The sequence below is a fragment of the Bacillus salipaludis genome, assembly GCF_030938565.1.
In the GTDB taxonomy this organism is placed as follows: Bacteria; Bacillota; Bacilli; order Bacillales; family Cytobacillaceae; genus Neobacillus; species Neobacillus salipaludis_A.
This window is the reverse complement of the sequence record NZ_JAVGVR010000001.1, coordinates 1227964-1239531: the sequence shown is the minus strand read 5'-3', so window position 1 is coordinate 1239531 and position 11568 is coordinate 1227964. Positions and strand designations below refer to the sequence as shown.

10 protein-coding genes, 2 pseudogenes and 1 riboswitch are annotated in these 11568 nt (G+C 40.2%); of the genes and pseudogenes, 3 read left to right on the top strand and 9 right to left on the bottom strand.

Translation table 11 applies throughout. The annotated features are described in order from the left end of the window. Positions 1 to 9: 9 nt before the first annotated feature. Complete coding sequence (locus RCG21_RS06060) at positions 10 to 396, top strand: DUF350 domain-containing protein (protein WP_133336326.1); 387 nt, start codon at positions 10 to 12, stop codon at positions 394 to 396. 260 nt (positions 397 to 656) lie between these two features. Here the strand turns inward: RCG21_RS06060 and RCG21_RS06055 are convergent, their stop codons facing one another. Next, on the bottom strand, positions 657 to 1751 hold the full coding sequence (locus tag RCG21_RS06055; RefSeq protein WP_133336328.1) for an ion channel: 1095 nt from the start codon (positions 1749 to 1751) through the stop codon (positions 657 to 659). Positions 1752 to 1957: 206 nt separating this feature from the next. Here RCG21_RS06055 and RCG21_RS06050 point away from each other — a divergent pair, with 206 nt between their 5' ends. After that, the gene (locus RCG21_RS06050; protein ID WP_133336330.1) at positions 1958 to 3358 is read left to right on the top strand and encodes an amino acid permease; all 1401 of its coding nucleotides are present in this window, start codon (positions 1958 to 1960) and stop codon (positions 3356 to 3358) included. Positions 3359 to 3772: 414 nt separating this feature from the next. Here RCG21_RS06050 and RCG21_RS06045 read toward each other — a convergent pair whose 3' ends face one another. The 8 genes and pseudogenes from RCG21_RS06045 to RCG21_RS06010 form a co-directional block, all read right to left on the bottom strand. Further along, a complete protein-coding gene (locus RCG21_RS06045) occupies positions 3773 to 4225 on the bottom strand; it encodes a threonine/serine exporter family protein (RefSeq protein WP_026573137.1) in 453 nt (150 codons plus the stop codon). An 18-nt stretch (positions 4226 to 4243) separates the two neighbouring features. Beyond that, a complete protein-coding gene (locus RCG21_RS06040; protein WP_133336332.1) occupies positions 4244 to 5005 on the bottom strand; it encodes a threonine/serine exporter family protein in 762 nt (253 codons plus the stop codon). A gap of 54 nt (positions 5006 to 5059) precedes the next feature. Continuing rightward, on the bottom strand, positions 5060 to 5386 hold the full coding sequence (locus tag RCG21_RS06035; RefSeq protein ID WP_133336334.1) for a hypothetical protein: 327 nt from the start codon (positions 5384 to 5386) through the stop codon (positions 5060 to 5062). After that, positions 5367 to 5489, bottom strand: coding sequence for a hypothetical protein (locus tag RCG21_RS06030; RefSeq protein ID WP_268884109.1), 123 nt, complete (start codon positions 5487 to 5489; stop codon positions 5367 to 5369). Before RCG21_RS06030 ends, RCG21_RS06035 begins: the two co-directional genes overlap by 20 nt. A 40-nt stretch (positions 5490 to 5529) precedes the next feature. Next, entirely contained in the window at positions 5530 to 5760 is a 231-nt protein-coding gene (locus tag RCG21_RS06025) for a hypothetical protein (RefSeq protein WP_026573135.1), read from the bottom strand. An 84-nt stretch (positions 5761 to 5844) separates the two neighbouring features. Beyond that, complete coding sequence (locus RCG21_RS06020; RefSeq protein ID WP_308912975.1) at positions 5845 to 6843, bottom strand: ABC transporter permease; 999 nt, start codon at positions 6841 to 6843, stop codon at positions 5845 to 5847. Between the two features lie 2 nt (positions 6844 to 6845). Further along, positions 6846 to 8330, bottom strand: a complete 1485-nt coding sequence (locus RCG21_RS06015) for a sugar ABC transporter ATP-binding protein (RefSeq protein ID WP_308914251.1) — start codon at positions 8328 to 8330, stop codon at positions 6846 to 6848. 89 nt (positions 8331 to 8419) lie between these two features. Then, positions 8420 to 9534 (bottom strand): annotated as a pseudogene (locus tag RCG21_RS06010) (sugar ABC transporter substrate-binding protein). 119 nt (positions 9535 to 9653) lie between these two features. Next, positions 9654 to 9762, bottom strand: a riboswitch (SAM riboswitch). Between the two features lie 630 nt (positions 9763 to 10392). On the opposite strand from RCG21_RS06010, the pseudogene RCG21_RS06005 reads away from it, so the two are divergent. Further along, positions 10393 to 11567 (top strand): annotated as a pseudogene (locus tag RCG21_RS06005) (MFS transporter). Position 11568 lies beyond the last annotated feature (1 nt).

Sequence of the window (11568 nt, the reverse complement as noted above, 5' to 3'; positions counted from 1 at the left end):
GGATTGTTTATGGTAAGTTTTTTAAGTTATTTAGCGGTTTCACTTGTTCTTTTGCTGGTGGGGCTATTTTTAATGGAAATCACAACGAAGGTTAAGGAATTTTCCTTAATGGCAAAAGGAAATAAAGCAGCCAGTTATGTGCTCGGAGGAAGACTCTTAGGCCTTGCAATTGTTCTATATTCAACTGTTGCCAATTCTATTTCCCTTACGGATATGGCTTTGTGGGGTGCAGTTGGAATATTGGCACAGATTATTGTGTTTTATTTAGCGGAATGGCTCACGCCCCGTTTCAATGTTACGCAAAGTATTGAAGAAGATAATCAAGCAGTCGGACTTTTTCTGATGTTTTTATCGGTTTCAATTGGGCTTGTGATTGCTGGATGTTTGACGTACTAGTTTTGATTGACATTTTTAATGGACCTTTTTCAATTTTTGTCCTTCCAGCTACTTTGGAAGAACACTTTTACTGGCTTGCTTCTTTTTTTGTCCTTCCACCTGCTTTGGAAGGACATTTTTACTGGCTTGCTTCTTTTTTTGTCCTTCCACCTGCTTTGGAAGGACATTTTTACTGGGCTTGCTTCTATTTTTGTCCTTCCACCTGCTTTGGAAGGACACTTTAACTAACCCGGTACATAAATTTGTCCTTCCACCTTCTCTTAAAGCTTTTGAAATGTTTTTCGATCACAGATCACAAATAACCTGGCCTCTTTTGGAATCGGCTCGTTCCATTTTTTTAGAATGTTTAAATCCTTTCGATCAGCAATAAGCTGTGCCCCCGCTTCCTTAAGGGATTCGTAAGCCTCACCGTACGTTCTCCATTCCGGTTTAACGTCTACCTCCCAAAGATCACTGCCTTCATCCCCATCCTGGCGGCTCAACAATTGCGTAAACAGATAACTTGCTCCCTTATTCTGAGCAGACTTCGCCATCAAATTAGAGACCGATTCATGCGATAAAATAAATTCATCGATTTTGACATGTTCAAAATTACCCACATGCTTTTCATTCAAAATCTCTGCAATCGTATAAATATTTTTTTCCGTGCCCTCATCATATCGTTCAATGGAAGAGGCAACAAGCAAGGTTTTCCCATCAGCCAAATCCGGATTCGTAACCCCATCCGGAGCAAATAACAAGACAGCTTTCGATTTTTCAATCTTCGCTTTTCTTAATGTCTCTTCATCCGTAGGACTTCCTTGAATATAATGAAACCGTTCATGTTCATACGGTGTTTTCTCTAACTCATCAATCAGGACAATCTCCGTTTTGGGGCCGCCTAGAAAAAGTTCTTGGATGGTATTCTTACTTTTTGTTGTCCAGCCAATAATAACGAAATGATCCTCCCCTCTGAATGCCATTCTTCCTTCCTCCTTCATTTTTTTGATTTGGGATAAGCTATCGACAATCAGCCCAATCACCGTTCCAAATAAACCAATACCCGCCGTATAAACAATAACCATTGCCCAGATTCTCCCTAAGGTGGTAGACGGATAGACATCTCCATACCCGACAGTGGTCATCGTTGTTAAAATCCACCATACGGCATGCAAAGTATTTTCAAAGGTTTTAGGCTCAATAACCCTCATAACCTCAGCGTTGATAAAAATAAAAAGAATAGTAAAAATGAGGACAGTCCGGTATCGATACCGGGAAGCTGTTAGAAACAGCCTTCGAAAAAACAGCATGTGTCCCTCTCCTTTTCCACCTAAAAAGAAGGCACTTCTACCTTCTTCTAGGATTTCTATAACCATCCACTTTCCTTATTTTTCTAAGGATATTATATCATTGGAAAATCTGCACTGGTTTTTATTTTTAAAAAGTATCTCTCCTAAGTCGCTTTAGAGGAAAACTTTTGGGTATATACAAAATATAGTTCCTAAAAGCTTATTCCTTTAAATGAAAAGCCTCATACAGGGAATGCTATCAGCGAAATATGATGTCAGAAAGGGGAGTTAATATGCACAATGATCAGGTGATAAAGCAGACGGTCGCCCATAAAAAGTTAGAAAATCAGGAAAAGGGAAAATCCTCTGAACTCGCTTGGTGGCAGCTTTCTCTTCTTGGAATTGGTTCGGTCATCGGAGCTGGCTTTTTTCTTGGAACGGGTCTATCCATTAAAACAGCCGGTCCTTCCATTTTATTTAATTACTTAATTGCCGGGTTTACGGCCTTTTTTGTTTTTAGCGCGCTTGCAGAAATGACCGTCAGGGACCCTCAGCCCGGCTCGTTTCGAACCTACGCGAAAAATGCCTTCGGGAACTCAATGGGGTTTATTTCGGGATGGATGTATTGGCTATCTGGTGTGTTTATTATGTCAAGCGAGGCAGTCGCGCTTGGAACCTTCACCCGTTTTTGGTTTCCCCACATAGCCTTGTGGATTTTTACCGTTGCCTATGTTGTCATTGCCTTTGGAATCAATTTATTAGGGGTTAAAAACTTTGGAAAAATTGAATCGACGTTTGCGATGATTAAATTATCTACGCTCGTAATTTTCATTCTTTTTGGTGCCTTTCTGTTATTTCATTTCATATCCCCGCCAACAACTCCATTAAGGGGATTTACTGACTTTCATCATATGCTGCCAACAGGAATGAAAGGAATGTGGTCTGCTTTAATCTTTGTGTTTTTTTCCTTTGGCGGAATAGAGATCATGGGAATTGCATCAAATGAATTGAAAAATCGCAAAGAAGTGCCAAAGGCCGGCAGCAGCATGCTGATCGCCCTTGTATCTGTATATATTTTATCGATTTTCTTTGTCCTTTATATAGTTTCGTGGACGAAAATCAATGAATCCAAAAGCCCTTTTGTTACTTCCTTATCCGTTTTCCATATTCCTTTTATTGATACCATTCTTAATTTCATTATTATTAGTGCTGCATTTTCAACCATGATTGGTGCACTTTTTTCCGTGACCAATATCTTGATCTCTCTTGCTCAAGATGGCGATGCACCGAAAGGATTGGCAAAGAAAAACGGGCGAGGTACTCCGGTGAAAGCATTGTTTTTAACTGGTATTGCTTTAGCCGCCTCCCTTGGTCTATCGTTTATTTTACCGGGAAAAATATACGAGTACATTACAACGGCGGCAGGTGTGATGCTGATTTTAAACTGGACGATTATTCTTTCGTCCCAAATTAAATTGCGGAAAAGCGATACCTCAAAAACATTTAAAATGTTTGGATATCCATTTACCTCCTATTTAGGAATTGCCTTAATCATTATAGCAGTCTCAGGTGGTCTTCTTCATGCCACACAAAGGATGGGGGTCTTTATTAGCCTGGGTCTAATTGGGGTGATTGTGTTCAGTTATTGGGTCACACTTAAGACAGGACTCCTATCTCATAGTAAGGCTGAATAATGGTTCCAGCAGCCTTTTTCAAATTTATATTTGACAAAAACAACATTCACCTGTAAAATAATGTCTTGTGCTTTACAAATTATGTAACTTGGAATTTAGAAAAGAACGCAATGTAAGAATTTTTTCTGGCATTCTGCTTATGTTTTAATAGAAACTATTCACACTGGATCGGCTTCGGAGCCGTAAGGATGTAAGAGAGGTAGGGCTTACGTCGTTTAGGGAAAACCATCAGTGGAACAGTAACCGCGGCAATTGGTATATAAAAACAATCATATCTAAATAAATTTTTACCTTGCGATGGCTGATATCATTGGCAACCATTCACAAGTTACGATAACAACCCCACAGAGGGTTAAAGCAAAAAAGGCAGAGGGCATTCGTCCTCTGCCTTTGCCATTTTTATAGCAAAAGAATTTATCCTCGAAGCTTCATCCTTTGAAGTTTTATTTTTCGAATCACCTGGTTTAGTACTTCTGAAAAAATCAAACCAAAAGCAATTGCTCCTGATAGCATCAATACATTGGCTGCATTTCCTAAAGCCTGGTTATAATCATTTTCCACAAAATTACGCATCGCATCATAAGCAAGTCCTCCGGGAACGAGAGGAATAATCCCGGCTACGCTGAAAATAATCACGGGGGTCTTGTAAAATTTCGCAAGTACATGACTCACCACGGCAATAAATATTGTTGCAATCCAAGTCGCTAAAACTGCATCTCCAAAATAATCTTCTATGACATAGTAAATAAGCCAGCCTCCCATGCCAATCAGACCACATTTAATTAACGTATTTTTGGGAGCATTAAAGATGATTCCAAAAGCACCCGTCGCAATAAAACTTGTAATTAATTGTGCTAAAATATTCATCCTCTGCCCTCCTTGCTTTTATAAAAATGACAGGACGATTGCAATACCTGATCCGATAGCAAACGCTGTTAGAAATGCTTCGGCCCCTTTTGATAGTCCTGACACTAAATGGCCGGCCATCAAATCTCTGATAGCATTGGTAATTAATAGTCCGGGAACCAAGGTCATAACAGAGCCAATGATAATCTTATCCAACTCATGACCGATTCCTAATTTTACAAATAAGAAGGACAGCAGACCAATTACAAAGGAAGCAAGGAACTCAGAAAAGAACTTAATGGGTACAAAACGGTGAAAGTAAATATTGCTTAAATAGCCAAGACCGCCTGCGATCATCGCCGGGATAAAATCATTCCAGCCCCCGTTAAACATAATCATAAAACAGCCGCTTGCCATGGAAGCCGCCGCCACTTGAACCATGAACGGAAACGTTAAGGTTAACGAGTTAAGCTCCTTTAGTAATTTTAGCGCTTCTTTTGGACCTATTTCCCCGCTGCTAATTCTGCGTGAAATACTGTTGACCATCGCGACTTTTTTTAAATCAGTGGATCTTTCAGAGATCCGAATAAGTTTTGTCTTCGTAGGTTCCGATCCTTCTGCTGAAAAAATGATCCCTGTTGGCGTTACATAACTATGGGAATTTTCTATTCCAAAGGCAGCGGCAATTCGCATCATGGTATCTTCTACCCGATAGGTCTCCCCGCCGCTCTGGAGCATGATTTTCCCTGCAAGAAGACATACTTCCATAATTTCATAGGTTTGTGATGCTCGATTTTCCATTCAATCTCTCCATTTATCCTTTAACATTCAGATAAATTACAGTTTAAATCAAAATTATGTGAATAAGCAATCTTCAATTCTTATGAAGGACGTTTTCACCATTTTTCCAACCATTTCGGCCTTCATCAACCTCATGAAGGACGTTTTCACCATTTTTCCAACAATTTCGTCCTTCATCCCTCTTATGAAGGACGTTTCTACCATTTTTCCAACAATTTCGGCCTTCATCCCTCTTATGAAGGACGTTTCTACCATTTTTCCAATAATTTCGGCCTTCATCAACCTCATGAAGGACGTTTTCACCATTTTTCCAGCAATTTCGGCCTTCATCCCTCTTATGAAAGTCGTTTTCACCATTTCTTCAGCAATTTCGGCCTTCATCCCTCTTATGAAGGACAGTTTTCACCTTTTCTCCAACAATTTCGTCCTTCATCCCTCTTATGAAGGACGTTTTCACCATTTCTTCAACAATTTCGTCCTTCATCGACCCCTTGCAAGACCAGCGGCTTTCCCCAGTAGAAAAGTCACTCGCCAATATTGTTTTCAAACCATTCCTGGAGCTCTCTCAAAGAATTGAAACTGAAAATCTCTTCCCCGTTCTGTCCGTTATCATCACCTGTATTCCCTCTTAAGGTAACCTGGCCTTCCTCACCGGAAACTAAAATGGCATAGGGATGGTTTACATTGATGTACCTTGCATCCAAATCATTGTCAATCCAGTTTTTACTGCGCAAAAACACCTCATAGTTTTCCACAACAATCCTTCCTATCCCCTTATTGTGCCAATTTATAAAAAAATAAGACCTCTTCGCCAACACGAAAAGGTCAAATACAATCATCTATGCTTTTTGCTTATAGTACGTAATCGCTAGCGCAAAAGCTAACACAGTTCCTTTAACGATATCCATTGCATAATAAGGAACAGACAACATAACGAGTCCGTTTTGAAGAATCCCAATCAAAACAGCTCCGATAAAAGTTCCAAAGGCATTCGCTTTCCCTGCACCAAGAACAGAAAATCCAATAAATGCTGCAGCAACCGAGTCCATCAAATATGGAGCCCCGGAATTGATCTCCGATGTCATGACACGAGAGGCAAGAACAATCCCGCCAATCGAAGCAAAAAGAGCTGAAAGCAGGTAGGCTGCCACCTTATACTTATTAACCGGAATCCCCGAAAGCCTCGCTGCCTCCTTATTCCCGCCAATTACATACATGTAGCGTCCATGTTTCGTATAGTTTAAAAAAATATGAACAACTAAAACCGCCACAGCCATGATAATAATGATCCACGGAACCTCACCAATTTTTGCAAAAAATGGACTAATGAGACCTTCTGCCATTGTGCCATCCGGCATCACCATGTTTTGCGAAACGGTTGCCCCTTTTGTATAGGTTAACGCTGTCCCTTGAATGATAAACATTGTTGCCAACGTCATCAGCATATCTGGAATCCGCATTTTTACAATCATGAAGGAATTCACGGCCCCGACCACAATAGAAGCGGCAATTGCTGAGATAATCGCAACCAATGTATTTTGTGAAAACCAAACAAACATCGAAATCACGATAGCATTGGAAAGCGATGCGACGGACCCAACCGATAAGTCAAACCCATCAACGGATAACGAGATTGTGATCCCAATTGCAATAATCGTCACAATTGAAATCGAACGAAGGATATTAACGATATTGCTTCCTTGAATAAAATTAGAATTAGCAGCCGAAAAAATAATGATTAAGGCAACAATCGTGATGATTGTTCCATATTTATAAAAAAACTGAAACAGGTCAAATGTTTTTTTCTCTTGTGGCTTTGATTGTATTTTTGCTTCCATTATTACCTGCCTCCTGTTGAATAGAATAAAAGCTCTTCTTCTGTTGTTGATTTTGTTTCCAATTCTTTTACCGCCTGTCCATCATATAAACAATAGACCCGATTCGTGATGCCGATGATTTCAGATAACTCTGATGTTGCATAAAGGATGGCTTTCCCGCGTTTCGCCAATTCCGCAATTAAATCGAAGATATCCTTCTTTGCCCCGACATCTACCCCTTTAGTAGGTTCGTCAAAAATATAAACATCTGCTTCAGCAACAAGCCATTTCCCAATCGCAACTTTTTGCTGATTCCCTCCAGAAAGGTTTTGTACCTTGGTATCCTCTGATGGCGTTTTAATTCCGAGGCGTTGGATGAATTGTTTAGCATTTTCCTTCTCTTTTTTTCGATCAACAAAACCAAATACTTTTGTAAATCGGTTTAAATTTGCAGCGGTTAAATTCGTTTCAACGGACTCAAGGACTAGAATCCCCTCTTTGCGCCTTTCCTCCGGCACTAACGCTACTCCATTTACCACTGCATCATGTGGACTGCGCAATTTCAGCTTTTTGCCATGTAAAATAATTTCACCTGTGGTCAATTTTTCCGATCCAAACAACGCCTTACACAGCTCGGTTTTTCCTGCCCCTACTAAACCAGCAATCCCGACAATTTCTCCCGATTTGACATGTAATGATAAATCGCGTATTTTATCTTGGTCTGAAAGGCTGTTTACCTCAAGTACAGTGTTTCCAATTTGAGTATGCAGTTCGGGGAACTGCTCCTCCAATTTTTGACCCAGCATTTTCTCCACAACTTTATTTTGCGTGGTATCTGCTATTCTTTCGGTCGCGACCCATTCGCCGTTTCTCATAATGGTAATTTCATCGCAGATTTCAAATATTTCCGGAAGGCGGTGGGAGATAAAAATAATCCCGACATTTTGTTTTTGCAGATCTCGGATGATTCGGAACAGCTCTGTTGTTTCGGTATGGCTTAATGGTGCTGTCGGCTCGTCTAAAATCAAAAATTCACATTGCTGGGAGATCGCCCGTGCAATTAGGACCATTTGTTTTTCCGCGAGTGTCAGTTCGCTTACTAGCTTTTTCGTAGAAATTTCAATATTCATGCCTGCTAATATTGCAGCCGCTTTTTCATGGAGCTCTGTCCATTTAATCAACTGCTTTTTACCCATGCTGTGAACCGTTTCAAGCAACATAATATTTTCGGCAACCGTTAAGTAGGAGATAAGTGCAGTATCTACTTCCTGATAAACTATTTGAATTCCCGCATCCTGTGCTTTTTTCGGCGAGCGAATGTCCTGCTTCTGGCCATTTATCGCTATTTCACCTGTATAGTGGCTGTAAGCACCGGAAAGAACCTTCATTAAAGTTGATTTACCAGCCCCATTCGCCCCGATCAAAGCATGGACTTTTCCTGTTTCCATTGTAAAATGAACATGATTTAATGCTTTTACCCCGGGGAACTCAATTGATATGTCTTTCATTTCTAGTGTTGTCTTCGCCAAAATGGTCTCCCCCTTTCAAGAAAACACTCTCTTCATCATCTGAAAAAGAGAGTGTGATCAGAACTGCATTATTTCTTGTAATGATCTTTTAGTGTCTTCATCCAATCCTCTTCAAATGCAGTAGATTGACCCCATCCAGGGATGATTTCTGCAAGATTTACCATGTTTACTGGCTGCTTGGACTTTTGCAGATCACTTTGTGATACAAGCGATGCTTCAAGGTCATATTTTTTTGGTGTTTCCTCTTTTGCTAGTTTTTTAGCTAAAATTCTCATATCGACTGCACCAATCAATTTAGGGTCAACGGCAGCAGTATATTTCCAAGCACTGCCTTGACGCTGAATTTCTTGTAAATCAGAGTTTGAAACGTCAATTCCATAGATTTTCACTTCTTCACGTCCTGCTTCTTTAAGAGCACGTGCGGCACCAATCGCGAAGGCATCCCATGTGGCAAAAATCGCATCTAATTTTCCTTTTGGATATTTATTTAACATTGCGGCAACTGCATTTTGCGTTTGGACACTTGTATCAGCAGCCGCTACACCAAAACGGTCCACTTCTTTAATACAGGATTTTTCTTAAGAACATCTTGGTAAATCTTATTTCTTCTAACCATTGCCGGGAATCCGTCGACCCAAAGATAGGCAATATTGGCTTTTCCGTTTGTTTCTTTTACTAATTGATCAAGGGTTAATTGCGCTAACTTTTCATCATCTTGAGAAGTTAACGTGACACCATCCACATCCGCAATTTTTGGATTTGAGTCGAAGGTAACAACGCTTTTCCCTTTTTCAACAATCTTCTTCACATCATTGACGGTTGCATCATCATCTCCATGAGAAATAATGTAACCATCATAGTTTTGGTCCAATGCTTGGTTAATCGCATCATGGAATTTAGCTGTATCGCCATTAGCGGTAAATACGTCGACTTGGAAGCCAAGTGCTTCCCCTTCTTGCTTGGCACCAGCTAAAAATTGTGCTGTATGATCGTCTCCACCGATTTTACGGATGACCTTAATTTTAAAATGATTTCCCTTCGCATATACAGCTGGTACACCTTTTAATGAAACATTTTTGTCTCCGCTTGCTTGCTTTGTCGTACTCCCTGAAGCACAGCCTGATAATAGTAATGTAGCTGCTAGTGCTGAAACGAGTGTACTTTTTAATAGATTTTTCCTCATCGAAATGCTCCCCCTTTTTCTATTGCTGTCCTATACCAAGATGGAGGGTCTCTTTTTTAAAATAAAAAAACCTCTCTAAAAAGAGAGGTTTAAATCACTAGTAAAAAGAGATTTCTCCTCTCTTATCTTTCAAAACAAGTAATTGTTTTGCAGGATTTAGCACCAATTCCAATTAGGAACGGTTGCTGGGCATCATCGGGCCAGTCCCTCTGCCACTCTTGATAAGAGAACGCAATATTATATGAATCTAGTTTTTATAATAAACTTATTTTAACTCCTATTACCAAATTGTCAATAGTGTTTTGAATATTTCTAATAGAATAATTTTTTACCCTCAGACTTTTGATCTTCATCCCTCCTATGATGACCTTTGCCACCATGTACCCTCAGACTTTTGGTCTTCATCCCTTCCATGAAGACCTTTTCCACCGTGTACCATCAGACTTTTGGTCTTCAACCCTCCTATGATGACCTTTGCCACCATGTACCCTCAGACTTTTGGCCTTCATCCCTCTCATGAAGACCTTTTCCAACATGTACCCTCAGACTTTTGGTCTTCATCCCTCCCATGAAGACCTTTTCCAACATGTACCCTCAGACTTTTGGTCTTCATCCCTCCTATGAAGACCTTTTCCAACATGCACCCTCAGACTTTTGGCCTTCATCCCTCCCATGAAGACCTTTCGCAAACGGTAATATGGATTTTGCCTTAGCAATTAGGACGTCCTTTTCTAATTGAATTTTAACTGTAATAAAATTTAATTCGGCACTATAATATTTAGATAAACGAAATATTTTTAGAAAGAAGTGCTATTTATCGTGTATCAACAGGAAGCTGCAAAGCGAAACCTAAGGATTATGTGGTTTGCCAACTTTTTTGTTGGCGGCAGTATGACGATGGTGTTGCCTTTTATTTCACTATATATTGAGTCGATGGGGAACTTTTCAGAAAGGTATGTACAACACTGGTCTGGATTAACTTTTGGAATCACCTTTATGTCCGCTTTTATCTTTTCACCTATTTGGGGGAAAGTTGGCGATCGGTTTGGCAGGAAAAAAATTCTCATTTATTCTGGAGTAGGTATGGGAACCTCCATCTTACTAATGGGATTTGCTCAGTCTGTTTTTCAATTATTTATGCTCCGCTTCTTCATGGGGTTTTTCTCTGGTATTATTTCCATGTCCCAGGCATACATTTCAACACAGACGCCAAAAAAATCGCTGGAAGAGTATTGGGGACACTTCAGACAGGCAGTATTACCGGCTCGTTATTGGGGCCCATGCTTGGGGGCGTTCTAGCGGATTCACTTGGATATGCAACCTCATTTAAATGGACATCTATTTCCATTTTCATATCAGCTCTGTTGGTTATTTTCACCAAAGAGTTCCGCATTGAAACCAGCAAAAGCACGAAATCTCATTACTCAAGTAAAGAGGTTTTAATGCATATCGTAAAAAACCCTGTTTTTCTTACGGTTATATTACTTTCATCGCTTGAACAGATTGCTCATTTTAGTGTTCAGCCGATTCTCTCTTTATTTGTCAGTGACCTGCATGGAAAAACAAATGTCGCATTGTATTCAGGAATTGCCTTCTCCGCTGCTGGCCTAGGAAACTTGATGATGACGAAAAGATGGGGGAAAATCTCGGACAAGTACGGATATACGAAAATCTTAATCATCCTCCTCTTGGCGGCAGGGTTCATCTATTTACCAGGGGCGGCTGTCACACAATTTTGGCAGCTAGTTTTCATCCGTTTTGTTCTTGGCGTTTTGATCGGCGGCGTTGTTCCGACCCGAATTGCTTATATCCGGCAAGAGGCACCGATTGCAATGCAAGGAGAAGTGCTTGGTTATAATACAAGCTTTCGTTTTTTTGGAAATATTATCGGCCCGATGCTCGGTGGTTTTATTTCCGGAACCTTTGGATATTCCGCCGTATTCATCAGTACAAGCGCCTTACTTATTATTAGTGGGTTGATTTTATTTGCCGCTGTCCACTATCAGCCAAAGTTTTTAAAGCATACAGCATAGG

Bases quoted from the DNA above. Each gene is read 5' to 3' on its own strand.
- RCG21_RS06060 (WP_133336326.1), top strand. From the start codon at position 10: ATGGTAAGTTTTTTAAGTTATTTAGCGGTTTCACTTGTTCTTTTGCTG.
- RCG21_RS06055 (WP_133336328.1), bottom strand. From the start codon at position 1,751: ATGGTTATAGAAATCCTAGAAGAAGGTAGAAGTGCCTTCTTTTTAGGT.
- RCG21_RS06050 (WP_133336330.1), top strand. From the start codon at position 1,958: ATGCACAATGATCAGGTGATAAAGCAGACGGTCGCCCATAAAAAGTTA.
- RCG21_RS06045 (WP_026573137.1), bottom strand. From the start codon at position 4,225: ATGAATATTTTAGCACAATTAATTACAAGTTTTATTGCGACGGGTGCT.
- RCG21_RS06040 (WP_133336332.1), bottom strand. From the start codon at position 5,005: ATGGAAAATCGAGCATCACAAACCTATGAAATTATGGAAGTATGTCTT.
- RCG21_RS06035 (WP_133336334.1), bottom strand. From the start codon at position 5,386: ATGAAGGCCGAAATTGCTGAAGAAATGGTGAAAACGACTTTCATAAGA.
- RCG21_RS06030 (WP_268884109.1), bottom strand. From the start codon at position 5,489: ATGAAGGACGAAATTGTTGAAGAAATGGTGAAAACGTCCTTCATAAGA.
- RCG21_RS06020 (WP_308912975.1), bottom strand. From the start codon at position 6,843: ATGGAAGCAAAAATACAATCAAAGCCACAAGAGAAAAAAACATTTGAC.
- RCG21_RS06015 (WP_308914251.1), bottom strand. From the start codon at position 8,330: ATGAAAGACATATCAATTGAGTTCCCCGGGGTAAAAGCATTAAATCAT.